At 60.5% G+C, this 24,330-nt stretch carries 19 protein-coding genes; 5 read left to right on the top strand and 14 right to left on the bottom strand.

What is annotated here, in order from left to right; all coding sequences use genetic code 11:
• Nucleotides 1–162 precede the first annotated feature (162 nt).
• Both CGA21_RS01840 and CGA21_RS01835 read right to left on the bottom strand, forming a co-directional pair.
• On the bottom strand, nt 163–1,524 hold the full coding sequence (locus tag CGA21_RS01840) for an OprD family porin (protein WP_110747962.1): 1,362 nt from the start codon (nt 1,522–1,524) through the stop codon (nt 163–165).
• Between the two features lie 388 nt (nt 1,525–1,912).
• Entirely contained in the window at nt 1,913–3,250 is a 1,338-nt protein-coding gene (locus CGA21_RS01835; RefSeq protein WP_188263408.1) for an OprD family outer membrane porin, read from the bottom strand.
• Between the two features lie 363 nt (nt 3,251–3,613).
• Here CGA21_RS01835 and tauA point away from each other — a divergent pair, with 363 nt between their 5' ends.
• Nucleotides 3,614–4,603, top strand: a complete 990-nt coding sequence (tauA, locus tag CGA21_RS01830) for a taurine ABC transporter substrate-binding protein (RefSeq protein WP_188263407.1) — start codon at nt 3,614–3,616, stop codon at nt 4,601–4,603.
• Between the two features lie 145 nt (nt 4,604–4,748).
• On the opposite strand, the gene argA is transcribed toward tauA, so the two are convergent.
• Both argA and argE read right to left on the bottom strand, forming a co-directional pair.
• Nucleotides 4,749–6,047, bottom strand: coding sequence for an amino-acid N-acetyltransferase (gene argA, locus CGA21_RS01825; protein ID WP_020797287.1), 1,299 nt, complete (start codon nt 6,045–6,047; stop codon nt 4,749–4,751).
• A 147-nt stretch (nt 6,048–6,194) separates the two neighbouring features.
• A complete protein-coding gene (gene argE, locus CGA21_RS01820; protein ID WP_188263406.1) occupies nt 6,195–7,364 on the bottom strand; it encodes an acetylornithine deacetylase in 1,170 nt (389 codons plus the stop codon).
• Between the two features lie 156 nt (nt 7,365–7,520).
• Here argE and CGA21_RS01815 point away from each other — a divergent pair, with 156 nt between their 5' ends.
• On the top strand, nt 7,521–8,888 hold the full coding sequence (locus CGA21_RS01815; RefSeq protein WP_020797285.1) for an inorganic triphosphatase: 1,368 nt from the start codon (nt 7,521–7,523) through the stop codon (nt 8,886–8,888).
• Nucleotides 8,889–8,974: 86 nt separating this feature from the next.
• Here the strand turns inward: CGA21_RS01815 and CGA21_RS01810 are convergent, their stop codons facing one another.
• Nucleotides 8,975–9,445 (bottom strand): Lrp/AsnC family transcriptional regulator, encoded by a 471-nt coding sequence (locus CGA21_RS01810; RefSeq protein ID WP_110747974.1) that lies wholly within the window; start codon nt 9,443–9,445, stop codon nt 8,975–8,977.
• Nucleotides 9,446–9,571: 126 nt separating this feature from the next.
• Between CGA21_RS01810 and CGA21_RS01805 the strand changes: the two genes are divergently transcribed.
• The 3 genes from CGA21_RS01805 (at nt 9,572) to CGA21_RS01795 (ending at nt 12,172) form a co-directional block, all read left to right on the top strand.
• The gene (locus CGA21_RS01805; protein ID WP_020797283.1) at nt 9,572–9,910 is read left to right on the top strand and encodes a hypothetical protein; all 339 of its coding nucleotides are present in this window, start codon (nt 9,572–9,574) and stop codon (nt 9,908–9,910) included.
• Nucleotides 9,911–9,999: 89 nt separating this feature from the next.
• Nucleotides 10,000–11,784, top strand: a complete 1,785-nt coding sequence (locus tag CGA21_RS01800; RefSeq protein WP_188263405.1) for a GspE/PulE family protein — start codon at nt 10,000–10,002, stop codon at nt 11,782–11,784.
• A 70-nt stretch (nt 11,785–11,854) separates the two neighbouring features.
• Nucleotides 11,855–12,172, top strand: coding sequence for a DUF2388 domain-containing protein (locus CGA21_RS01795; RefSeq protein WP_020797281.1), 318 nt, complete (start codon nt 11,855–11,857; stop codon nt 12,170–12,172).
• 146 nt (nt 12,173–12,318) lie between these two features.
• Here the strand turns inward: CGA21_RS01795 and gcvP are convergent, their stop codons facing one another.
• The 9 genes from gcvP to pepP form a co-directional block, all read right to left on the bottom strand.
• Nucleotides 12,319–15,192, bottom strand: a complete 2,874-nt coding sequence (gcvP, locus tag CGA21_RS01790) for an aminomethyl-transferring glycine dehydrogenase (protein WP_188263404.1) — start codon at nt 15,190–15,192, stop codon at nt 12,319–12,321.
• Between the two features lie 246 nt (nt 15,193–15,438).
• Complete coding sequence (gene gcvH / locus CGA21_RS01785; RefSeq protein WP_110747987.1) at nt 15,439–15,822, bottom strand: glycine cleavage system protein GcvH; 384 nt, start codon at nt 15,820–15,822, stop codon at nt 15,439–15,441.
• Between the two features lie 50 nt (nt 15,823–15,872).
• Nucleotides 15,873–16,955 carry a glycine cleavage system aminomethyltransferase GcvT gene (gene gcvT, locus CGA21_RS01780; protein WP_188263403.1) on the bottom strand — a complete coding sequence of 361 codons (1,083 nt, stop codon included), beginning with the start codon at nt 16,953–16,955 and terminating at the stop codon, nt 15,873–15,875.
• A 155-nt stretch (nt 16,956–17,110) separates the two neighbouring features.
• Entirely contained in the window at nt 17,111–18,727 is a 1,617-nt protein-coding gene (locus CGA21_RS01775) for an ABC transporter permease (RefSeq protein WP_188263402.1), read from the bottom strand.
• A gap of 138 nt (nt 18,728–18,865) precedes the next feature.
• Nucleotides 18,866–19,870, bottom strand: a complete 1,005-nt coding sequence (locus tag CGA21_RS01770; protein ID WP_188263401.1) for an extracellular solute-binding protein — start codon at nt 19,868–19,870, stop codon at nt 18,866–18,868.
• A gap of 220 nt (nt 19,871–20,090) precedes the next feature.
• Complete coding sequence (locus tag CGA21_RS01765; protein ID WP_188263489.1) at nt 20,091–21,308, bottom strand: 2-octaprenyl-3-methyl-6-methoxy-1,4-benzoquinol hydroxylase; 1,218 nt, start codon at nt 21,306–21,308, stop codon at nt 20,091–20,093.
• A gap of 9 nt (nt 21,309–21,317) precedes the next feature.
• Nucleotides 21,318–21,803, bottom strand: coding sequence for a DUF4442 domain-containing protein (locus tag CGA21_RS01760; RefSeq protein ID WP_110748002.1), 486 nt, complete (start codon nt 21,801–21,803; stop codon nt 21,318–21,320).
• Nucleotides 21,796–22,983 carry a 2-octaprenyl-6-methoxyphenyl hydroxylase gene (ubiH, locus tag CGA21_RS01755; protein ID WP_110748005.1) on the bottom strand — a complete coding sequence of 396 codons (1,188 nt, stop codon included), beginning with the start codon at nt 22,981–22,983 and terminating at the stop codon, nt 21,796–21,798. Before ubiH ends, CGA21_RS01760 begins: the two co-directional genes overlap by 8 nt.
• Nucleotides 22,980–24,314: a Xaa-Pro aminopeptidase gene (gene pepP, locus CGA21_RS01750; protein ID WP_110748008.1), complete on the bottom strand. Its 1,335-nt coding sequence runs from the start codon at nt 24,312–24,314 to the stop codon at nt 22,980–22,982. The genes ubiH and pepP overlap by 4 nt, the downstream gene beginning before the upstream one ends.
• Nucleotides 24,315–24,330: the final 16 nt, after the last annotated feature.

Raw genomic sequence — 24,330 nt, 5'->3', positions numbered from 1 at the left:
GCCTCGAAAACGCAAAAGCCCCGCCCGGCGTGATGCCGGGCGGGGCTTTTTTTTTGCGTCGGTTACCCTGTAGGAGCGAGCCTGCTCGCGAAGGCGTCGTGTCAGCCACAAACCTGCTGAATGACACACCGCTTTCGCGAGCAGGCTCGCTCCCACACGCTATTACAACAGCGGGATCGAGTAGCTGACGATCAGGCGGTTCTCGTCCTGGGAACGAGTGTTCGGCAGGTCGGTGCGCCAGGTAGCGTTTCTCCACTGCACGCCGAGGTTTTTCAACGCACCGGACTGAACGACGTAACCCACGGTCAGGTCGCGTTCCCATTCGGAAGCGCCGCTCGCCGCTTCACGACCGGCAGCGTTGACGGTATCGATGTCGTCACCATGCAGGTACACCAAACCCGCCGTCAGGCCAGGTACGCCGACCTTGGCGAAATCGAACGAGTAACGTGCTTGCCAGGTTTTCTCGCCGGCACGGGCGAACTTCTGGATTTGCGAGTCGGTGATGATGTAGGCCGATGCGCCGTCGCCCTGGTTCAGGTACGGGAAGTCGCTGCTGCCGTTGCTGACCTGGTAACCGCCACCGAAGGTGTGACCTTCAACGGTGTACAGGAACAGACCGCTATACAGGTTGTTGTCGACCTTGCCTTTACCGCTCGGCGCATTGTAGTTGCCAGAAGTGAAGAAGTTCGCATCGTGACCGTTGGCACCGTCATCCCGGCTATTGAAGTAGCGCAGGTCGGATTTCAGAACGCCCGGGCCGATTGCCCAGTTGTGAACCAGGCCCAGGAAATGCTGCTTGTAGAAATCTTCCAAATTGCCGTAGTAGTACTGCGCAGTCAGGTCTTTGGTGATTTTGTAATCACCGCCACCGTAATAGAACTTGTTGCTGTCGCGGCCAGTCGCAGTACGACCGTTGGCACCAGCGATCGACAACTCTTCGTTGTTGCTGGAGTTACGACCTTTGGCGTGCTCGATCTGACCACCGACCAGTGTCAGGTCTTTGATATCGCCAGAGGTGATCTGACCACCCTGAAAAGTTTGCGGCAGCAGACGACCATCGTTGGTGACGATCACCGGCAGTTTTGGCTGCAAGGTACCCAGTTTCAGTTCAGTCTGGGAGATCTTGGCTTTGGCCGTCAGGCCCAGGCTGGAGAAGTTATCAACCGCTTCGCCGTTGGACTTGCTCGGGAACACAGTGCCGCCATAAGCGTTACCAGGGGTGCCATTGGCGTTAACGTTGCCATTAGTGCCGCCGCCCGAATCCAGCTTCACGCCCAACAGGCCGATCGCATCGATACCGAAACCGACAGTGCCTTGGGTGTAGCCGGAGATGAAACGCAGGTCGAAGCCTTGACCCCATTCTTCGTTCTTGTTCGGCTGAGCAGCGCCGTCGCGATAGTCGGTGTTGATATAGAAATTGCGCAGCCCCAACGTTGCCTTGCTGTCTTCGATGAAACCGGCGGCACTTGCTTGCTGCGCCAAAACCCCTACGGCCACTGCCACGGCCAGGTTGGACTTGTTCATTGTTTCGCTCCTATCGTTTTCTAATTCCTGGTCCTGGGTCGAATGCCCTGGATCCGCGACCGTCTGGATCGGTCGTTTTTTTGGGTCGCGCAGAATACTCCTTCATAATCCTAAAAAGAATTGCAAAAAGAATTTTAATCACATTTAGGAATATGCCCCGACAGCACGGACCCAAGAGGTCACGGTGACAAAACCGACTTCTGGAAATTGGGCTGTTCGGGGATTTTAAGCGTCGATCCGAAGCTTACGGTGCGTATCGGATGGCCCTACTCTAAGCGCTTCAGAACAAAGCTAAAAAGAATAAAAAATCATCGAAGGCATCGTTTATGGAATATGAAAACAGACACGAAAAAAAGCCTCGTCCGCCGACGAGGCTTTTGGCTACGGCTTACTTGAAGGCGTAGGTGTAGTTGAAGATCACACGGGTCTGGTCTTCATCAAGGGTACTGGTGTTACCACGATACATACCGTGACGCAGCGTCGTACCGAAGCCTTTAAGCGGACCGGTTTGAATCACGTAATCCACACGCAGGTCAGTCTCGCGCTCGTTCAGGTCCTTGCCCACGCCGTTGGTGGCCTTGATGTCCTGGCCGTACAGGTAAGCAGCCGACGCTTTCAAACCTGGAACGCCCAGCGAAGCGAAGTCATAAGAGTACTGACCGTAGGTGGTGTTTTCACCGGCACGGATAAAGCTGCCGACGGTGGCGTCGGTGAACGAGTAGAAGCTGGCGCCGCCGGCACCTTCGTTGCGACCGTTGCCATCGACAACGTTGGCCTGGTTCAGGAAGACGAAACCGCCGTCATCGTTGACACGCTGATGCCCAAGCAGGAATGCACTGCCACCCAGGGTGTAGGTGAACGTGGCGCTCCAGGTTTTGTTATCAACCTCGCCCGGGGTCTTTGCATAGCCGTTGTTGTTGTTGAACCGGTAACCGGCCTGGCCGTTCTTGCCGTCAGAGCTGCTGTCGAAGTAGCGAATGTCAGTCTTGAACGATTGGTTGGTGCCGATCGGGTAAACGTGCACCAGGCCGAGGAAGTTCTGCTTGTAGAAGTCTTCCAGGTTCGCGTAGTAGTACTGCAGCAACAGGTCCTTGGTGACCTTCCAGTCAGCACCGGCGTAACGGAACTGGTTGCTGTCCTGGGTAGCGCCAGCCACAGACAGGCCAGTGCTGTTCGAGGAGGCGCGACCTGTCGCGTGCTCCAACTGACCGACGTTGAAGGTGACGTTGTCGATTTCCTTCGAGGTGATGGTGCCACCTTCAAAGGTTTGTGGCAGTACGCGACTGTCGTTCGCGATCAGGATCGGCATGTTGGGTTGCAAGGCACCACCGAGGTGGGCCTCGGTCTTAGAGAAGCGCGCCTTGACGTTACCCGCCAAACGGCTCCACGAACTCTCTGCCGAACCATCGGAATCGCTAGGGGAGAAGGAGTTGTTGTCCGGGTGATGGCCCTTGCCGCCGTCCAGATGGATGCCGACCAGAGCCTGCGCGTCGATACCGAAGCCTACTGTGCCTTGGGTGAAGCCCGACTGGTAATCGAACTTCAGGCCTTCCGCCGCTTCACGCTGCCTGTTGGCAGGCGTACTGGCACCTTCACGCTTATCCGAGTCGAAATAATAGGTGCGCGAACTAACGGAAGCCTTGCTGTCATCGATGAAACCGGCGGCGCCTGCCTGCTGCGCCAGAACCCCTACGGCCACGGCCAGGGTCAAGGTCGACTTGTTCATTGTTTAAACTCCTCTCGTCTCTAATTCTTATTGGTCCTGGTTCCGGGTCATATGCCTGGAATCTAAGATGCGCGATTAGCGCCAGAGCGTGACCCACAAGTCAATCGTAACTACATGTGTCTACGACCATAGTCTAATCCCCGATTTTTTGGTCCTTGCCGGTCATGATTTCGTCATAAACCTGAAAAGATTGGATGGATTCTTTTCTCATACCGTTTAGGAATTTCGCTCATTTTTTGCCTTTCCTCAGGCTAGAGCCTCCGGCTCATAAGCTAATTCCTAAATGGTATTTATTAGCTGTTTTTTAGATCGATTAGGTTTGGAAGCAATTTAGAAACAAAACCTTTCAAAAAGGGCAAAGCCATGTCGATCAGACGCGCACTATCCAAGCCATTTGTTACAGTTTGTGTATCGCTCGCATTTTCTTTTTCCGCCCATGCGGCAAACCTCACGGTTGGCTACCAGACCGGCATCGATCCGAGCAAAGTCCCCCAGGCCGATGGCCTTTACGATAAAACCATTGGCGAGAAAATTGACTGGCGGCGCTTCAACAGTGGCCCGGAAGTGGTCACCGCCATTGCTTCCGGCGACGTGCAGATCGGCAACCTCGGCTCCAGCCCACTGGCCGCCGCGGCTTCGCGCAATCTGCCGATCGTCGCGTTCCTTGTTTCCGCACAGATCAATGCCGCCGAAGCCTTGGTGGTGCGCAATGGCAGTGGTATCGAAAAACCGCAAGATCTGATCGGCAAGACCATCGCCACGCCGTTCGTTTCCACATCCCACTACAGCCTGTTGGGTGCGCTGAAGCACTGGGGTCTGGACGCATCGAAAGTCAAAGTGGTGAACCTGCAACCGGCAGAAATCGCCGCCGCCTGGAAGCGTGGAGACATTGATGGCGCATTTGTGTGGTCACCAGCCCTGGGGGAAATTCGCAAGACCGGCAAGACCTTGACCGATGCTGCGCAAGTCGGCCAATGGGGTGCACCGACCTTCGAAGTCTGGGTAGCGCGCAAGGATTACGCCGAGAAGCACCCAGAGGTCATCGCCCGGTTCGCCAAGGTTACCCTCGACTCATTTGCCGACTATGCGGCGCATAAGGCCAGCTGGACCGCGGATTCGGTACCGGTGCAGAAAATCGCCAAATTGACCGGTGCCAATGCAGCCGATGTGCCGGAATTGCTGGCCGGGTCCGCGTTCCCGGATGCCAAGGCACAACAGACCAGCGCCCTGTTGGCCGGCGGTACGGCGCAAGCGATTGGCGAGACGGCGAAGTTCTTGAAGGAACAGGGGAAGGTTGAAACGGTGCTGCCGGACTATTCGCCGTATGTCAGCGCGAAGTTCGTGCAGGAATAATGCCCCCTACCCTTGATCGTTCCCACGCTCCGCGTGGGTATGCCTCAACGGACGCTCCGCGTTCGGCTCTTGATGGGACGCAGAGCGTCCCGGGCTGCATTCCCACGCGGAGCGTGGGAACGATCCACGATCAAGGGCCCTCGCTTTACAGGGCTTTTTCGAAGATCTTCGAGTTACGCTGGTAGTTGTACAGCGACGCCCGTGCCGACGGCAGGCGATCGACGCTGCTCGGCACGAAGCCACGCTCGCGGAACCAGTGAGCCGTGCGCGTGGTGAGGACGAACAAGGTTTTCAACCCCTGGGCCCGTGCACGGGTTTCAATGCGCTCGAGAAGCTCATCGCCGCGACCGCCATGACGGTACTCCGGGTTCACCGCCAGGCACGCCAACTCTCCGGCATCGGAATCGGCGATCTGATACAGCGCCGCGCAGGCGATGATCATGCCCTCACGCTCGACCACGCTGAACTGCTCGATCTCACGCTCGAGTACTTCGCGCGAGCGGCGCACCAGGATGCCCTGCTCTTCCAGCGGGCTGATCAAGTCCAGCAAGCCGCCGACGTCTTCGATGGCCGCTTCGCGCACCACCTCGAATTGCTCCTGGGCCACCAGCGTACCGCCACCGTCACGGGTGAAGAGTTCGGTCAGCAGCGCACCGTCTTCGGCGTAGCTGACGATATGGCTGCGAGCCACGCCGCCTCGGCAGGCTTCAGCGGCGGCATCCAGCAGCTCGGCCTGGTAATTGCTGCCCAGACGCTGCAGATGCGCCGGCACCTGCTGCGGACGCAGTTCGCGTACCAGCCTGCCGTGTTCATCGATCAAACCAAGGTCGGCGCCAAACAGCAGCAGTTTGTCCGCGCCCAGGTCGATGGCCGCGCGCGTGGCGACATCTTCACAAGCGAGGTTGAAAATTTCGCCGGTCGGCGAATAACCCAGTGGCGACAAAAGCACGATGGAGCGCTCGTCCAGCAAGCGATTGATGCCCTTGCGGTCAACCCGACGCACTTCACCGGTGTGGTGATAGTCGACACCTTCAAGCACGCCGATGGGCCGCGCCGTCACCAGGTTGCCGCTGGCCACCCGCAGGCGCGAGCCCTGCATCGGCGAAGACGCCATGTCCATGGACAGCCGTGCTTCGATGGCGATGCGCAGTTGGCCGACCGCATCGATCACGCACTCCAGGGTTGCCGCATCGGTGATGCGCATTCCATGGTGGTAATGCGGGGTCAGGCCGCGAGACTCGAGGCGCGCTTCGATTTGCGGGCGCGAACCGTGCACCAGCACCAGGCGCACGCCCAGGCTGTGCAACAACACCAGGTCGTGGACGATGTTGCCGAAGTTCGGGTGCTCAACGCCATCGCCGGGCAGCATGACGACAAAGGTGCAATCGCGGTGGGCGTTGATGTAGGGCGAAGCGTGACGAAGCCAATTGACGTATTCGGGCATGAACCTGGGCCTGTAATAAATAGCAGCCGAAAAAAGGGCGGAACAGAAAACGCACAGCGGGCTGATGGTTATCGTCGGAACAGGCTTGGCGACACGCGTGCTCTCCTCATGAATCCGGGTTGGGACGCAGCTCCTGCAAGAGTGCGCTCAACTGACTGGCATAGGCGTTTTGGCCGGCGTCAGGCAGTAATGTTCAATCAACTGTCGTAATAGATGCACCGTAGGCTGCAAACGTGACATTTCGAGGAATTCCCCCGGTTGGTGGGCACAGGCGATATCGCCCGGGCCAAGCACCAGTGTTTCGCAGCCAAGTCGCTGAAGATAAGGCGCTTCGGTGCCAAATGCCACTGCTTCGGCGCCATGGCCGGTGAGCTTTTCGGCAATGCGCACCAGTTCTGCATCCTCAGCCTGCTCGAAAGGAGGCACTTCGGGGAACAGCGGTGCGTAATCGATTTTTACCTGGTGCCGCTCGGCAATCGCCCTGAGCTTCTGCGAAATATCGGCTCGCAGGATCTTGGGATCCATACCCGGCAATGGCCGCAGATCGAACTCCAGCGAACACTGGCCGCAGATGCGGTTGGGGTTGTCGCCACCATGGATGCAGCCGAAGTTCATGGTCGGCATCGGCACGCTGAACTGTGGATTACGGAATTCACGCTGCCACAACAGGCGCAAGCCGCGCAGTTCACCGATGGCATCGTGCATGGCTTCGAGTGCGCTGTGCCCCAGGCGCGGGTCCGAGGAGTGGCCGCTCTGCCCGAGGATATCGATGCGCTCCATCATGATGCCTTTGTGCATGCGGATCGGTTTGAGCCCGGTCGGCTCCCCGATCACGGCCGCACGTCCCAGCGGCCGTCCCGCCTGGGCCAGTGCCCGGGCGCCGGACATCGAGCTTTCTTCATCGCAGGTGGCAAGGATCAGCAGCGGCTGCTTGAACGGTTGGTCGAGCAGCGGCCGGACGGCTTCGATGGCCAGGGCGAAAAACCCCTTCATGTCGCAACTGCCCAGGCCGACCCAGCGGCCGTCGACCTCAGTCAGCTTCAGGGGGTCGGTCTGCCACAACGCGCCATCGAACGGCACCGTATCACTGTGACCGGCCAGCACGAGCCCACCGGGGCCACTGCCAAAACTGGCCAGCAGGTTGAATTTGCCGGGGCTGACCTGCTGGATGTCGCAGGCAAAACCCAGATCGCCGAGCCAGGCGGCCAGCAGGTCGATCACCGGACGATTGGATTGATCGAGGCTTGGCTGGGTGCAGCTGACGGATGGCGCAGCGATCAGTGCAGCGAACTGATCTTTCATGGACGGCAAAGGCATCGCTGACTCCAACTCCCGAATTGAAGTCCATCATAGAGCCATCCGGTGACAGGAATAAACCGTCGCACGGCGTAGGCAGGTTGAGTCCTGTACACTGCACGACCTTGGCAGCCACCTTTTCCCCCGGCTGCGCTCCCGATCCTGGATTTTCCGGCCATGCAGAAAGAAACCGAAATCAAGCTCCGCGTCAGCCGCGAAACCCTCGCCGCCCTGCGCGAGCACCCGTTACTGAAAAAACGCAACAAAAGTGGCTGGGAACGCCGTGAGTTGATGAATCAATACTTCGACACCCCTGAGCGTGACCTGGCCCGGGCCAAAGTCGCCCTGCGCCTGCGCAAGGATGGCGAAGAAGTGATCCAGACCCTCAAGACCCGCGGCCAAAGCGTCGCTGGCCTGTCCGTACGTAACGAGTACGACTGGAACCTGCCCAAAGCCAAGCTCGACCTGAAAAAACTGGACGGTGAATGCTGGCCCGAAGAACTGGCCGAACTGGACAAGAAAACCCTGAAAGCCATCTTCACCACCGATTTCGTCCGCGAGCGCGCGGAAATCGCCTGGGGCCGCGGCAAGACCAAAGTGGTCATCGAAGCGGCACTGGACCTGGGCCACGTGGTGGTCGGCAAGCAGAAAGAAGAAATCTGCGAACTGGAACTGGAATTGCGCGAAGGCGAACCCGCTGCGCTGCTGGAGCTGGCTGCCGAACTGGCGGAAAAACTGGCGCTGATGCCATGCGACATCAGCAAGGCCGAACGTGGCTATCGCCTGTACGACGCCCACAGTTACTCCTTGAGCCTGCCGGCACCGCAGATCAGCGCCGAAACGCCACTGGACGACGCCTTCGCCGCACTCAGCTGGCACTTGCTGGGCAGCAGCCAGCGCCTGGCCGAGCAGTATCGTTTCAATGGCCACTGGCGCCTGTTGCAGGACTGGGTCGAGAACCTGGCTGAAATGCGCGCGCTGATCAGCAGCCTCGGTCAAGCCGCACCACGCCAGTCGACCCACGATTTGCGTGTCGCCCTCGACGCCCTGCTGGAAGACTGGCGCCCGCTGGTACAGGCCGGCCTGGACGATGAAGACGTTCGCAAAGCCGCGCCGGAGCAGTTCCTCGAAGAACTCGAAGACCCGCGTTGGGGCCTGTTCTCCCTGAACACCTCGCGTTGGTTGCTGGCCCGCACCTGGACCGCCGAGCGTAATACCCGGGGCAATCGCCAGGGCGCCGCGCAACTGGGCAGCTGGCTGCCGCGCCTGCTGGGCGAGGAAGCCACCTCGCTGCAATTGCAGCGCTACCAGCAACAGCCGGAAGACCTGGCTGAGCAACTGCCGCGTATCGAGCGCATTCAGGTCTGGTTGCACCACGCACGCAACGTGCTGGAGATCCCGGAAATGGATCGCCTCTACGGCGAGTTGAACAAGCTGGCGCAACTGGCCAACGAGCCGATCACCGACGAAACCCTGGATGCGCGCAAGCAACAGGCGATCGCGGTTTATCAGAATCGTGCCTGGAAGATGCTTCTGCGTCTGTAACACCGCTAAAAGATCGCAGCCTTCGGCAGCTCCTACATAGAATTGTGTACCCCTGTAGGAGCTGCCGCAGGCTGCGATCTTTTGCTTTACCGCAACACCGGCAAACTCGTCGTCGATTTGATCTCCGACAACGCCACGATCGAGTTCACCTCCTGAATCCCCGGCACCAGCGACAGTTTCTCAAAGAAGAATCGCTCATACGCCTCGATGTCCGCCGCGACAATCCGCAACATGAAGTCCACCGCCCCCATCAGCACGTAGCACTCCAATACTTCAGGAAAACCTCGAATAGCCTCGGTGAACTCGGTGAAGTTCGAGCGGCCATGGGCGTTGAGTTTTACCTGCGCAAAAATCTGCGTGTTCAGGCCGATTTTCTTGCGGTCAAGCAAGGTGACCTGGCCGCGAATGATCCCCTCCTCTTTCATACGCTGAATCCGCCGCCAGCAGGGTGACTGCGAAAGCCCCACCTGTTCGGCGATCTGCGCGCTTGAAAGCGAAGCATCCTCCTGCAGCAAGGCGAGAATCCTACGGTCGTAGCTGTCCAACTCGCTATGCATAAAAAAACCTTCAACTGATGATCTTACGAATTACTTAATTCGACATAACTGGTATATGTCCAATCATAGATAAGAAATACCCGCCGACGAATGTAAAAATTTCTCCAATCAGATTGGAGATCGAGCATGCCTTACCTAGAAGCCGTGAATACCTCGCTAACCCGCGCCGATGCCTGGAATGCCGGCAACACACATTGCCGCGTCCACTATCAATTGCTCGCCGAGGCCGAACCGGACCTGTTGTGCCGCGCGCTCAACCTGTTCGCCTTGCAGTGCCTGACACCGCAGCAGGTGCAGGTGCAGCGTCACGACGATTTGCTGGCCATCGATGTGGTCGTCGACGGCTTGAGCTGGCATCGCGCCCAGGTGATTGCACAAAAACTGCGCAACCTGATCAGCGTCTGTTCGGTCGATCTGCAAGCGGCGGATTGCGCCTGGGGAGAAGCGGTTCTGGCGGCGGGCTGAAAAAACCCGATACGGCTTCGTCGGGTAGTGGCCCAACGGCCTGCAGGGTCACGACTATCCTTTGCGCACTGTTTTCAAAAGGAGCCCGCATGTCCGTTCAAATCGCCCTTCAGGACCGCTGGCTGGACCTCAATGATGTGCTGCGTGAACTGGTCGCCCAGGGCTTTGTCAGCCAGGACTCGGCCGAACAGGCGTTGAACGCCCGACGCCGTCACGCCGCCGATGGCCAGATGCACCCGCTGGAGTTCATCGCCAGCCAACACCTGGACGACCTCAGCCGTCCGGGCAAGCACCTCGACCTTGAAAGCCTGACCCTGTGGCTGTCCCAGCAGGCGGGCCAGCCTTACCTGCGGATCGATCCGCTGAAAATCAACGTCGCGGCCGTGACACCGTTGATGTCCTACGCCTTCGCCCAGCGCCACAAGATTCTCGCGGTGTCGGTCGATCGCGACGCAGTAACCATCGCCAGCGCCCAGCCTTATGTAACCGGTTGGGAAGCAGACCTGGCCCACGTGCTGAAGTTGCCGATCAAGCGCGTGGTGGCCAACCCGGTGGACATCCAGCGTTTCAGCGTGGAATTCTTTCGCCTGGCCAAATCGGTCAGCGGCGCGAACAGCGCCGATCAGCAGGTCAGCCACCTGGGCAATTTCGAGCAGTTGCTCAACCTCGGCGCCAGCGACCAGGAACCCGACGCCAACGACGCGCACATCGTCAATATCGTCGACTGGCTGTTCCAGTACGCCTTCCAGCAGCGCGCCAGCGATATCCACATCGAGCCCCGGCGCGAACAGGGCACGGTGCGCTTTCGCATCGACGGCGTATTGCACAACGTCTACCAATTCCCGCCCCAGGTGACCATGGCCATCGTCAGTCGCCTCAAAAGCCTCGGGCGAATGAACGTCGCGGAGAAACGCAAACCCCAGGACGGCCGGGTGAAAACCAAGACTCCGGAGGGTGGAGAAGTCGAGTTGCGGCTCTCGACCTTGCCCACGGCCTTCGGCGAAAAAATGGTCATGCGGATCTTTGACCCGGAAGTGCTGCTCAAGGATTTCGATCAGTTGGGTTTTTCCGCCGACGACCTGCGGCGCTGGCAGGACATGACCCGCCAGCCCAATGGCATCATCCTGGTCACCGGGCCGACCGGGTCGGGCAAGACCACTACGCTCTACACCACATTGAAAAAGCTGGCGACGCCGCAAGTCAACCTCTGCACCATCGAAGACCCGATAGAAATGGTCGAGCCGGCGTTCAACCAGATGCAGGTCCAGCACAACATCGACCTGACTTTCGCCGCCGGTGTCCGGGCGCTGATGCGGCAAGACCCGGACATCATCATGATCGGCGAGATCCGCGACCTGGAAACCGCCGAGATGGCCATCCAGGCGGCCCTCACCGGGCATCTGGTGTTATCGACGCTGCACACCAACGATGCACCCAGCGCCATCAGCCGTTTGCTGGAACTGGGCGTGCCGCACTACCTGATCAAGGCCACCGTACTCGGCGTGATGGCCCAACGCCTGGTGCGCACCCTGTGCCCACACTGCAAGGCACCGCAAACCCTGGGCGAGGAAGACTGGCAATCCCTGACCCGGCCCTGGCAGGCCCCCTTGCCTGGCAACGCCCAGCGCGCCATTGGCTGCCTGGAATGCCGCGATACCGGCTACCACGGTCGTGCCGGGGTGTACGAAATCATGCAATTGAGCGACGGCTTGAAGGCGCTGATCAATCCCGACACTGACTTGCTGGCGGTGCGGCGCCAGGCGTTCAAGGAGGGCATGCGCAGCCTGCGACTGTCGGGGGCGCAGAAAGTGGCGGCGGGCCTGACGACGATTGAGGAGGTGTTGCGGGTGACTCCGCAGAGCGAGCAGAAGTAGGTGGGCTGTTACGGAACTCGATTGGGGGTCGACAATCCAACATCGCAGTTAATCAGTGGAGTCACCCATCATGCGTTTCAAAGTTGCTGTCGCTACCATCGCCTTGTTGTCCCTGCCTGTCGGCTCGGCGATGGCTGATAGCTTTTGGCGTAACGTCCTTACCTCCGGTGCAACCACCGGCTCGACCTACCTGACGTTCAAGGATAACAAGATGATCGTCGCGGCCCAGGACGATGCCGGCAGCTTTGTGGCCAGTGACGGCAGCATCCGCGGCCCTTACCTGGAAGCGGCAATGCAGAAAGTCCGCGCCGACAACCCAGGCTTGCAGGCCACGGATATGGAACTGGCGAACGCGATCCTGGCGAAGAATGCCGTGGCTTCGGAATAAGCCAGGTTGCCGAACGAAAAATGCCGCTCACATGAGCGGCATTTTTTATGGACGTTTAAAAGCAAAGATCGCAGCCTGCGGCAGCTCCTACGGGGGATCGCATTACCATGTAGGAGCTGCCGCAGGCTGCGATCTTTTGATCTTGCCTAACGGTACTCATCCAGCGGCACACACGCACAAAACAGATTCCGGTCACCGTAGACATTGTCCACCCGGTTCACCGCCGGCCAATATTTGTGCGCCTTGGTGTGAGCATCCGGTGTAACCGCCTGCACGATGCTGTAAGGCCGTTCCCACACGCCAGTGATGTCCGCCAGCGTATGCGGCGCTCGCTTCAACGGGTTGTCCTCGGCTGGCCAGTTGCCGTTCTGCACCTCGGTAATTTCCGCGCGGATGCTCAGCATCGCGCCGATAAAACGGTCCAGCTCTGCCTTCGACTCGCTTTCGGTGGGCTCGACCATCAACGTCCCCGGCACCGGGAACGACATGGTGGGTGCATGGAAGCCGTAGTCCATCAGGCGCTTGGCAACGTCCTCTTCGCTGATGCCGGTCAGCGCCTTGAGGGGTCGCAGGTCGAGAATGCATTCGTGGGCCACTCGCTCGTTGCGACCTGTGTAGAGGATTGGAAACGCGCCGGACAGGTGGCGCGCCAGGTAATTGGCCGCCAGGATCGCCACTTCACTGGCGTCGGCCAATTGCGGCCCCATCATGGCGATGTACATCCAGCTGATCGGCAGGATGCTGGCACTGCCCCAGGGCGCCGCACTGACCGCGCCATTCTGTGGCTGCGGCCCATCGATAGGCACGACCGGATGATTGGCCACGAACGGCGCCAGGTGGGCGCGCACGCCAATCGGCCCCATGCCCGGCCCGCCGCCGCCATGGGGAATGCAGAAGGTCTTGTGCAGGTTCATGTGTGACACATCGGCACCAATGTCCGCCGGGCGCGCCAGCCCGACCTGGGCGTTGAGGTTCGCGCCGTCCATGTACACCTGGCCGCCGTGGCTGTGGATAACTTCACAGATTTCGCTGATGCCTTCTTCATACACGCCGTGGGTCGATGGATAAGTCGCCATCAGGCACGCCAGCTTATCCCCGGCCTGGGCGGCCTTGTCTTTCAGGTCCTCCAGATCGACGTTGCCCGCCTCGTCACATTCGACGATCACCACGCGCATTCCGGCCATCTGCGCCGAGGCCGGATTGGTGCCGTGGGCCGAGGAAGGAATCAGGCAGACATCCCGCCCGCCCTGCTGGCGGCTCTCGTGGTATTTGCGAATCGCCAGCAGCCCGGCATATTCGCCTTGGGCCCCGGAGTTGGGCTGCATGCAGATCGCATCGAAACCGGTAATCGCGCAAAGCCAGCGTTCCAGTTCTTCGATCATCAATGAATAACCGAGGGCCTGTTCTCTGGGCGCAAACGGATGCAGGTTGGCGAACTGCGGCCAGGTAATCGGAATCATCTCGCTGGTGGCGTTGAGCTTCATGGTGCACGAGCCCAGCGGGATCATCGATTGATTGAGCGCCAGATCCTTGTTCTCCAGTTGCTTGAGGTAGCGTAGCATCTCGGTTTCGCTGTGGTGGGCGTTAAACACCGGATGGCGCAGATAGGGCGAGGTTCGTGCCAGCGTGTCGGGAATGCCGCCATCCAGGGTTTCTGCGTCCAGATCGTCGACGTTAAGCCCATGATCGGCCCCCAGGAACAGGTCGAACAGTTTCGCCACCGTGGTTTCATCGCAGGTTTCGTCGAGGCTCATACCCAATCGCCCACGCCCCAGAATGCGCAGGTTGATCTGCGCGGCCTGGGCGCTTTCAATGATCGCGGTCTGGGTGCCACCGACCTCCAGGGTCAGGGTGTCGAAGAAGTGTTGGTTGAGACGGGTAATGCCTTTGCGCTCAAGGCCCGCGGCAAGGATGCAGGTCAGACGGTGGACGCGCTGGGCAATCCGTTTCAGCCCTTCGGGGCCGTGATAAACCGCGTAGAAGCTGGCGATATTGGCCAGCAGCACTTGAGCGGTGCAGATGTTCGAGTTGGCCTTTTCACGACGGATATGCTGCTCGCGGGTTTGCAGGGCCATGCGCAGGGCAACGTTGCTGCGGGCGTCTTTTGACACGCCGATGATGCGGCCGGGAATCGCCCGCTTGTACTCGTCACGGCTGGCGAAAAAAGCCGCGTGAGGGCCGCCGTAACCCATGGGTACGCCAAAACGCTGGGATGAACCGAACACCACGTCGGCACCCAGCTCCCCCGGCGGGGTGAGCAGCAGCAGGCTCAGCAGATCAGTGGCCACACAGGCCAACGCCTGCTGGGCATGCAGATGATCAATCAGCGGACGTAGATTACGGATCTCGCCGTGGGTGTCGGGATATTGCAGCAGTGCACCAAATACCTGGTGCTGCTTCAAGTTATCCACAGCGTCAACGATGAGCTCGAACCCGAAGCCTTCGGCACGGGTCTGCACCACGGAAATGGTCTGCGGATGGCAGTTTTCGTCAACAAAGAACAGATTGCTTTTCGACTTGGCAACCCGCTTGGCCAGGGCCATGGCTTCCGCGGCCGCGGTGGCTTCATCCAGCAGCGAGGCGTTGGCCAGTTCAAGGCCCGTGAGGTCGATGGTCAACTGCTGGAAATTCAACAGCGCTTCAAGCCGGCCTTGGGCAATTTCCGGTTGATAGGGCGTGTACGCGGTGTACCAGCCGGGATTTTCCAGGACGTTGCGCAGGATGACGGCGGGTGTCAGCGTGCCGTGATAGCCCATGCCGATCAGGCTGGTCCAGACCTGATTCTGCTCGGCGTAACCGCGCAGCTTGGCCAGTGCGGCTTCTTCGTCGAGCGCTGGCGGCAGGTCGAGTGGTCGGTTCAGGCGGATTCCCGGCGGTACCGTCTGCTCGATCAACTCGACCCGGCTACCGAGGCCAAGGCTGTCGAGCATCGCTTGTTGCTCGGCGGCATCAGGCCCAAGGTGGCGGCGAAGAAAGGCATTAGGGTCGCGTAACTGGCTCAGGGACGGCAACTGGGACATGACGGGCTCTCTCTTGGCTGGCGCTCAGCGTCGATGCAACTCGGTCAAACCAGCATAGCAGTCGATGCCAGACCCGAACTCATGCAGGAGCGAGCATGCTCGCGATGAACCTGAGAACACCGCGGGGTGTCAGGCTTCCAGCGTCATCGTTGACGACTATCGCGAGCGTGCTCGCTCCTACAGGGGGAAAATCGCCAGAAGCAAAAAAGCCCCGACAGGTCGGGGCTTTGGGGTAACGCTGAAGGCTTACTCGCCGATGGCGGCCTTGTAACCTGCCGCATCAAGCAGCTTGTCCAGGTCAGCCGTGTTGCTTGGCTTGAGCTTGAAGATCCACGCGCCGTACGGGTCGGAGTTGAGCAGCTCAGGCTCACTGCTCAGTGCTTCGTTGACGGCGATCACTTCACCGGCAATCGGAGAGTAGATATCGGAAGCTGCCTTTACCGACTCAACGACACCGGCCTGATCTTCAGCGGCAAACACGTTGCCAACTTCGGTCAGCTCAACGAACACCACATCACCCAGCGCTTCCTGCGCGTGATCGCTGATGCCCACGGTGACGGTGCCATCGGCTTCCAGGCGAGCCCATTCGTGACTCTCGGCAAAACGCAGGTCGGCAGGGATATTGCTCATGTTCTGTGTCCTCAGGAAATTTATCGGCGGTCAACATCCGCCGGGAAAGGTTAGATCAAGGTTTTGCCATGGCGCACGAAGGTCGGCTTGACCACTCGGACCGGGTACCACTTGCCACGGATTTCCACTTCCGCGCGGTCGGCGGTGGCCATCGGCACCCGCGCCAGTGCAATGGACTTGCTTAGCGTAGGAGAGAAACTACCACTGGTGATCTCCCCTTCGCCAACATTGGCGATGCGAACCACCTGATGAGCGCGCAAAACCCCGCGTTCCTCAAGGACCAGACCGACCAGTTTGTGTTGTACGCCGCCGCTGCGCTCGGCTTCCAGCGCCTGGCGGCCGATGAACTGGCGAGTGGACGGCTCCCACGCGATGCTCCAGGCCATATTGGAGGCCAGCGGGGAAACGTCCTGGTGAATGTCCTGACCGTACAGGTTCATGCCCGCCTCGACCCGCAGGGTGTCGCGCGCGCCCAGGCCTATGGGCGAAATGCCCGCCCCCACCAGATCGTTGAAGAACCCCGGCGCCTGGTCGGCAGGCAGAATGATTTCCAGGCCGTCTTCACCGGTGTAGCCGGTGCGTGCGATGAACCAGTCACCGTCGGGCTGGCCTTCGAACGGCTTGAGTTTCTGGATCAATGCGCCGCGTGCCTGGCTCACCAGCTCGGCAATCTTGTGCCGGGCATGGGGGCCTTGAATGGCCAGCATTGCAAGTTCGGAACGCTCGTTGAGCTGTACATCGAAACCATCGAGATGCGCCTGCATCCACGCCAGGTCCTGGTCGCGGGTGGAGGCGTTGACCACCAGGCGGTAAGCACTTTCGAGACGATAGACGATCATGTCGTCGACGATACCGCCGCGCTCATTGAGCATGGTGCTGTACAACGCGGTACCGGGTTTATGCAGGCGTTCGACGTCGTTGGCCAGCAAATGCTGGAGCCAAGCCTTGGCCTGGGGGCCGTCGACATCGATCACGGTCATGTGGGATACATCAAAAACACCGCAATCGCGGCGCACTTGATGGTGCTCCTCGACCTGGGATCCATAATGCAGAGGCATATCCCAACCGCCAAAATCGACCATCTTCGCGCCGAGGGCAAGATGAAGGTCATACAGAGGCGTACGCTGTCCCATGGGTTTCTCCTTCCGGGCGTGGCGAAGGTGCGGTCGAGTGATAATTTGTGCGGGAACCTTGAAATAAAAGGCTTCCAGCCGCTTTCACTACCTTATCTGTCAGACGGACCGCACCGAATGCCGCGCATTGTAGCCGCAAGGTGTAGGACTGGCACCTAGCTGTTTCGATGCGCCGAACGTCGTATCAATCCGATGACTGGTAGCAGCCCGACCAAAACCAGGGTCAAGGCCGGCAAAGAGGCCCTCGCCCATTCGCCTTCACTGGTCATTTCGAAGATCCGCACCGCCAGTGTGTCCCAGCCAAACGGGCGCATCAGAAGGGTCGCGGGCATTTCCTTGAGCACATCGACAAACACCAGCAAGGCCGCGCTCAACGAACCGGGGAGCAGCAAAGGTAGATACACTTTGAAAAACAGTCGCGGGCCACTGACGCCCAGGCTACGTGCCGCTTCGGGCAAAGATGGCCGTATTCGCGCCAGACTGCTTTCCAGCGGACCGTAAGCCACGGCGATGAAGCGCACCAGGTAAGCCAGCAGCAGCGCCAACAGACTACCCAGCAACAACGGCTTGCCAGCCCCGCCGAGCCAGCCGGAGAGCGGGATCACCCACACGCGATCGAGGTAACTGAACGCCAGCATGATCGACACCGCCAGCACCGATCCGGGCAAGGCGTAGCCAAGATTGGCCAGGCTGACCCCGGCGCGAATCGCCCGGGTCGGCGCCAGCCGCCGGGCAAACGCCAATACCAGGGCGACACTGACGGTGATCAACGCCGCCATCGCCCCCAGGTACAACGTGTGAATGATCAGGCCGGTGTAACGTTCATCCAGATCCAGGCGACCGCGCTGCCAGAACCACACCACCAGTTGCAGCATCGGAATGACAAAGGCGCAGGCGAACACCAGAGCGCACCACCCCGACGCCAACAGCGCCTTGAGACCGCGCAGGTGATACAACGCCTTGACCCGTGGCCGCTCATTACTCGCCCGGTTGGCGCCGCGGGCACGCCGCTCGCCGTAGAGCACGAGCATCACCACCAGCAGCAACAGGCTGGCCAGTTGCGCGGCGCTGGACAGGCTGAAAAACCCGTACCAGGTCTTGTAGATGGCGGTGGTGAAGGTGTCGAAGTTGAACACTGACACGGCGCCGAAATCCGCCAGGGTTTCCATCAGCGCCAAGGCTACGCCAGCACCGATGGCCGGGCGCGCCATGGGCATCGCCACGCGCCAGAACGCCTGCCATGGGGATTGACCGAGCACCCGTGCCGCTTCCATCAGCCCCTTGCCCTGAGCCAGGAACGCGGTGCGCGCCAGCAGGTAAACGTAAGGATAGAAGACCAGCACCAGGACCAGGATCACCCCGCCCGTGGAGCGCACACGCGGCAAACGCAGGCCGCTGCCGAACCACTCTCGCAACAGGGTTTGCACGGGACCGGCAAAATCCAGCAGCCCGACAAAGACGAATGCCAACACGTAGGCCGGAATCGCAAAGGGCAGCATCAGTGCCCAGTCCAGCCAACGCCGACCGGGGAATTCGCAAAGGCTGGTAAGCCAGGCCAGGCTCACCCCCAGGACCGTGACGCCAACGCCGACACCGAGTACCAGGGTCAGGGTGTTGGCCAGCAGGCGCGGCATCTGGGTTTCCCAGAGGTGGGCCCAGATCTGCTGGTCGATGGCTTGCCAGGACAGCAGCAGGACACTCAGGGGAAGCAGGACCAGCGCAGCGATGGCGAAGACCAGGGGGTACCAGCGGCGTTGGGCGGGGTGGGCCAAGGTATAGCTCTCGCAAAATCTTGAAGTGTAGGGAAAACGCAAAAAGATCGCAGCCTCCGGCAGCTCCTACATTGGGTCGGTGATCACCCTGTAGGAGCTGCCGAAGGCTGCGATCTTTTGCTCTTTATTGCCGCCGACTCAGTTCCAGCCAGCGCGATCCATCATCCGAATCGCTTCGGCCTGGCGTTTGCCGGCGACTTCCACCGGCAAGGTATCGGCAATGAACTTGCCCCATGCAGCGACTTCGGCCGATGGCTGTACGGTCGGGTTGGCCGGGAACTCCTGGTTCACGTCGGCGAAGATCTTCTGCGCCTGCGGCGTGGTCATCCACTCCACCAGGGCCTTGGCCGCTTCCGGGTGCGGCGCGTGCTTGATCAGGCCGATGCCCGACAGGTTGACGTGCACCCCGCGATCCGCCTGGTTCGGCCAGAACAGTTTCACCGGCAGATCCGGTTTTTGCTTGTGCAGGCGACCGTAGTAGTAGGTGTTGACGATGCCCACGTCGCACTGGCCAGCATTGATGGCCTCAAGCACTGCCACGTCGTCGGAGAACACGTCAGTGGAGAGGTTGTTAACCCAGCCCTTGAGGATCTGCTCGGTTTTCTCGGCGCCGTGCACTTCGATCATGGTGGCGGTCAAGGACTGGTTGTAGACCTTTTTCGCCGTGCGCAGGCACAGGCGGCCTTCCCAGTTCTTGTCGGCCAGTGCTTCGTAGGTGGTCAGTTCGCCCGGTTTCACCCGGTCGGTGGAATAGGCGATGGTCCGCGCCCGCAGGCTCAGGCCGGTCCAGGCATGGGAGGCCGCACGGTATTGCAGCGGAATGTTGGCGTCGATGGTTTTCGAGGTGAAGGGCTGGAGGATACCCATCTGCTCGGCTTGCCAGAGGTTGCCGGCATCGACGGTCAGCAGCAGGTCGGCGGGAGTGTTCTCACCCTCGGCCTTGATTCGCTGCATCAGCGGCGCTTCCTTGTCGGTGATGAACTTCACCTGGGTGCCGGTTTTCGCGGTGTAGGCATCGAACACTGGCTTGATCAGTTCATCGATGCGCGAGGAATAGACCACCACCTCGTCAGCGGCCTGGGCGGCGGTGCTGCCGATCAGGGTCAGGGCCAGTGCGGTCAGTAGACGCTTCGGTGCCAACATGGGAGCAGTCTCTCGATTGAAAAAGTGAGGCCAAATGATAAGGACTCACATTTCGCTTCTCAATCGAACAGTTTCCGGAGGAGTTACCAGATGTTGCACAGCGGGAATTGATAGTGAATGTGCTGACGCCTTCGCGAGCAAGCCCGCTCCCACATTTGAAATGCATTCCCATGTGGGAGCGGGCTTGCTCGCGAAGAGGCCATCAGCCACACCAAGGACATCAGGCCTTGGCCAGCGCCGGCAAATCCCCGATCAACCCCAACGCCTCACGCACGAACAGCGCCTTGGCCTCGGGCATCCGGTCAACCCAATTCAACCCGACATTACGCAACAGGCGCACCGGCAACGGGTCAGCCTGGAACAGCCGTTCAAAACCTTCCATTGCCGCCATCAATGCCAGGTTATGCGGCATCCGCCGACGTTCGTAACGGCTCAGCACCTTCACGTCCGCCAGTCGCTCGCCACGGGTTGCCGCTTGCAATAGCACTTCGGCCAGCACGGCAGCATCCAGGAAACCGAGGTTCACGCCCTGCCCGGCCAGTGGGTGTATGGTGTGCGCGGCATCGCCGATCAAGGCCAGGCCCTCTGCCACGTACCGCTTGGCATGGCGCTGACGCAGCGGCACGCACAGGCGTGGGTCCGCACTCAGTACCGTGCCAAGTCGATCTTCGAAGGCCCGTTCCAGCGCACGACAGAAACCCTCGTCATCGAGTTCCATCAAGTGCCCGGCTTCGCTCGGCGTGGTCGACCAGACGATCGAGCACCAGTCCTGCTGGCCGTCGCGCTCAAGCGGCAGGAACGCCAGCGGGCCATTGTCGGTAAACCGCTGCCAGGCGGTCGCTTGATGAGGTTTTGAGCAGCGCACGCTGGTAACGATGGCGTGATGCAGGTAGTCCCATTCGCGCGTGGCGACACCGGTCAAACGCCGCACCGCCGAGTTGGCGCCATCCGCCGCGATCACCAGCGGCGCGCGCAAGGTACGGCCATCGGCCAGGGTCAGCAGCCAGTCGTCGCCGGAGCGGCGCATTTGTTCCAGGCGCGCGTTGGCCAGCATGCCCAGGTCACAGTCGTGCAAGCGCTCGAGCAAGGCGTCCTGGACCACACGATTCTCGACGATATGGCCCAGCGCATCGGCATGCACGCTGGCCGCCGAAAAGTGGATTTGCCCGGTGCCGCTGCCATCCCAGACGTGCATGTCGCTGTAGGGACTGCTGCGCCGGCTGGCAATACCTTCCCAGACACCCAGGCGTTCGAGAATTCGCTGACTGGCAATGGACAATGCACTCACGCGCGGCTCGAACGGCGCCTGCGGGTCATAGGGTTTGACGCTCAACGGGCTGCCATCGAGCAGCAGGACTTCCAGCCCGCTGTCCTGCAACGCCAGCGCCAGGGCGCTGCCGACCATTCCGGCCCCGACAATCAGCAGATCTGCGCGCATTTCCATGCTTTAAGCCTGTCTCGCTTGCGGCTTGAGCCGCACGTAAAGGGTTTTTCCGACACGCGCCACCAGGTGGCCGGCGCCGTCATGGATATCGACCTGCAATTGCGGCAGGTACTTCTTGCCCTCCGCCGTCTGCCGGCGGATTTCGTCGAGCAAGGTGTCATCGATGTTGAAACGGGCGAATACCGGGCCTTTGCCCGGCGCAATGAAATCGATGTCGGCGGCCTTGTCCCAGATGATGTACTCGCGACCGAGGTTTTCCATCAGCATCAGCATGAAGAACGGATCGACCATTGAATACAGGCTGCCGCCGAACTGCGTGCCAACGTAGTTGCGGTTGTACCAACTCAAGCCCATGGACACCTGGACATCACGAAAGTCATCGCTGATGTACCGCACCCGAACCCCGGCACCAAGGTACGGCGGATAGAGGTTCATGAACCGGCACATCAAGCGGGCCTTGCCAAACCTGCGCGTCAGCCACTTAAACATCAGGGCGAGTACCCAGGCCCATGGCTTGCCGGGCGAACCAGCGCTTGGCCGGCGGCAGCAGGTCAAGACCGAGCAAGCCCAGATTGCGCCCCAATGACACCAACGGCTGAGTACTGCCGAACAGGCGCGTGACCTGGTCGGAGAAGCCCACGGTGAGGCTCTGGTCCAGTCGCTGGTGCTCGCGGTAATCCTGCAAGGTGGCGAAGTCGCCCGGCAGGCGTTCGCTGGCGAGCAGCGCATCGGCCAGCGCCTGGGCATCGCGCAGGGACAGGTTGAACCCCTGGCCGGCAATCGGATGCAGGCTGTGGGCAGCATTGCCGAGAACCACCAGGTGCGAGCGCACCTGCTCTTCGGCCTCCACCAATGCCAGCGGATACAAGTGCCGCGCACCGACTTGCTTCAACGTGCCGAGACGATAACCGAACACCCCCTGCAACTCGCTCAGGAAACTGCGCTCATCAAGGGCGGCCAGGCGCTGTGCATCCATGCCCTGGCGGGTCCAGACCAGCGCGCAACGATTGTCCGGCAACGGCAGGAACGCCATTGGGCCGTCATCGGTGAAACGTTCGAACGCCATGCCGTCATGGGCTTCGCTCGGGGTGATGTTGGCGATCAGCGCGCTCTGGTTGTATGGGCGTTTCTTGATGCCGATGCCCAGTTGCTCACGCAAGCCTGACCGGCCGCCATCGGCGAGCACCGCAAGGTCGCAATCGAGCGTGGTTTCGTCATTCAGGGTCAGGCGGTAGCCGTCGGTCAGCGGTTCCATGCGCGTGACTTCCGCCGGGCAACGCCAGCTGATCACATCCTTGTCCAGGCCCTGCCACAGGCAATGGCCGAGCCAGGCGTTTTCCACCACATACCCCAGCGCCGGAACGCCCTCTTCCATCGCCGACAGTCGCGCCGTGGAAAAACGCCCACGGTCAGAGACGTGAATCTGCTTGATCGGCTCTGCACGCCGGGAGATTTCCTGCCAGACGCCCAGGCGCTGATAAATCTGCCGCGCACCGAAGGACAACGCCGTGGAACGCGCATCGTAACTGGGTTGATAGCTGTCCCCGGGGGCAAACGGTTCGATCAACACGATCTTCCAGCCGCGGGCCTTTGCCCCGGCCTGCAAGGCTAACGCCAGACTGGCGCCAACCAGGCCGCCACCGATAATCGCCAGGTTGACTCGATTCATGCCGCTTGTGTCCGTGCTTGCGCCATCAGGGCCTCGATCTCGGCGACGGTTTTCGGTACGCCTTTCGTCAGGATTTCACAGCCGGCCTTGGTGACCACGACATCGTCCTCAATGCGCACGCCAATGCCGCGCCATTTCTTCGCCACGCTCTGGTTGTCCGGAGCAATGTAGATCCCCGGCTCCACGGTCAGCGCCATGCCCACTTCCAGCACGCGCCATTCGCCACCGACCTTGTACTCGCCGACGTCATGCACATCCATGCCCAGCCAATGGCCGGCGCGGTGCATGTAGAACGCCTTGTAGGCTTCGCTGGCGATCAGTTCGTCGACGTCACCCTGCAACAGTCCCAGCTCGACCAGGCCCGAGGTAATTACCCGCACCGTGGCTTCGTGGGCCTGGTTCCAGTGCTTGTTCGGGGCAATCTCGGCAAACGCGGCTTCCTGGGCGGCCAACACCAATTCGTAGATTGCCTTCTGTTCTGCGCTGAATTTGCCGTTGACCGGCCAGGTACGCGTGATGTCGCTGGCGTAGCAGTCGATCTCGCAACCGGCATCAATCAGCACAAGGTCACCGTCCTTGAGCAGCGCGTCATTCTGCTGGTAATGCAGGATGCAGCTGTTGCGCCCCGCCGCGACGATCGAGCCGTAGGCCGGCATCTTAGCCCCGCCCTTGCGAAACTCGTAATCGAGTTCGGCTTCCAGGCTGAACTCGTGCAACCCGACACGGCTGGCCTGCATCGCACGCACATGCGCCTGGGCGGAAATCCGTGCGGCTTCGCGCATCACCTTCACTTCTGCCGCCGATTTATACAGGCGCATGTCATGCAGCAGATGATCCAGGGCAACGTATTCGTTCGGCGGCTGGGCGCCGAGGTTGGCCTTGGAGCGGATCACGTTGATCCATTCCATCAGGTGCCGGTCGAATTCCGGGTTGCTGCCCATTGCCGAGTAGACGCGATCACGGCCTTCGATAAGGCCGGGCAGGATGTCGTCGATATCGGTGATCGGGAAGGCGTCGTCGGCACCGAAGTCGCGAATCGCGCCCTCTTGCCCGGCGCGCAGGCCGTCCCACAACTCGCGCTCGGCGTTGCGTTCACGGCAGAACAGGATGTATTCACCATGCAGGCGACCCGGCATCAGGACCAACACGGCCTGAGGCTCGGGAAAACCGCTGAGGTACTGGAAGTCGCTGTCCTGGCGATAGACGTGCTCGACGTCGCGGTTGCGGATGGCGACCGCGGCGGCGGGCAGGATGGCGATGCTGTTGGGTTCCATCTGCGCCATCAGGGCCTTGCGGCGACGGCTGTATTCCGATTTCGGGATATGAATCATGGGCAGATGGCGTTCC

This window comes from Pseudomonas sp. PSB11 (genome assembly GCF_014596605.1).
In the GTDB taxonomy this organism is placed as follows: Bacteria; Pseudomonadota; Gammaproteobacteria; order Pseudomonadales; family Pseudomonadaceae; genus Aquipseudomonas; species Aquipseudomonas umsongensis.
Note: the sequence above shows the minus strand (reverse complement) of the source record. Positions and strands in the feature narration are given on the sequence as shown.

Coding starts and splice junctions, on each gene's coding strand:
- CGA21_RS01835 (WP_188263408.1), bottom strand. CDS start 3,250: ATGAACAAGTCGACCTTGACCCTGGCCGTGGCCGTAGGGGTTCTGGCG.
- CGA21_RS01770 (WP_188263401.1), bottom strand. CDS start 19,870: ATGTTGGCACCGAAGCGTCTACTGACCGCACTGGCCCTGACCCTGATC.
- CGA21_RS01800 (WP_188263405.1), top strand. CDS start 10,000: ATGTCCGTTCAAATCGCCCTTCAGGACCGCTGGCTGGACCTCAATGAT.
- gcvT (WP_188263403.1), bottom strand. CDS start 16,955: ATGGGACAGCGTACGCCTCTGTATGACCTTCATCTTGCCCTCGGCGCG.
- CGA21_RS01815 (WP_020797285.1), top strand. CDS start 7,521: ATGCAGAAAGAAACCGAAATCAAGCTCCGCGTCAGCCGCGAAACCCTC.
- ubiH (WP_110748005.1), bottom strand. CDS start 22,983: ATGAATCGAGTCAACCTGGCGATTATCGGTGGCGGCCTGGTTGGCGCC.
- CGA21_RS01840 (WP_110747962.1), bottom strand. CDS start 1,524: ATGAACAAGTCCAACCTGGCCGTGGCAGTGGCCGTAGGGGTTTTGGCG.
- CGA21_RS01795 (WP_020797281.1), top strand. CDS start 11,855: ATGCGTTTCAAAGTTGCTGTCGCTACCATCGCCTTGTTGTCCCTGCCT.
- CGA21_RS01805 (WP_020797283.1), top strand. CDS start 9,572: ATGCCTTACCTAGAAGCCGTGAATACCTCGCTAACCCGCGCCGATGCC.
- CGA21_RS01760 (WP_110748002.1), bottom strand. CDS start 21,803: ATGTTTAAGTGGCTGACGCGCAGGTTTGGCAAGGCCCGCTTGATGTGC.
- tauA (WP_188263407.1), top strand. CDS start 3,614: ATGTCGATCAGACGCGCACTATCCAAGCCATTTGTTACAGTTTGTGTA.
- CGA21_RS01765 (WP_188263489.1), bottom strand. CDS start 21,308: ATGCGCGCAGATCTGCTGATTGTCGGGGCCGGAATGGTCGGCAGCGCC.
- argE (WP_188263406.1), bottom strand. CDS start 7,364: ATGCCTTTGCCGTCCATGAAAGATCAGTTCGCTGCACTGATCGCTGCG.
- pepP (WP_110748008.1), bottom strand. CDS start 24,314: ATGATTCATATCCCGAAATCGGAATACAGCCGTCGCCGCAAGGCCCTG.
- gcvH (WP_110747987.1), bottom strand. CDS start 15,822: ATGAGCAATATCCCTGCCGACCTGCGTTTTGCCGAGAGTCACGAATGG.
- argA (WP_020797287.1), bottom strand. CDS start 6,047: ATGCCCGAATACGTCAATTGGCTTCGTCACGCTTCGCCCTACATCAAC.
- CGA21_RS01810 (WP_110747974.1), bottom strand. CDS start 9,445: ATGCATAGCGAGTTGGACAGCTACGACCGTAGGATTCTCGCCTTGCTG.
- gcvP (WP_188263404.1), bottom strand. CDS start 15,192: ATGTCCCAGTTGCCGTCCCTGAGCCAGTTACGCGACCCTAATGCCTTT.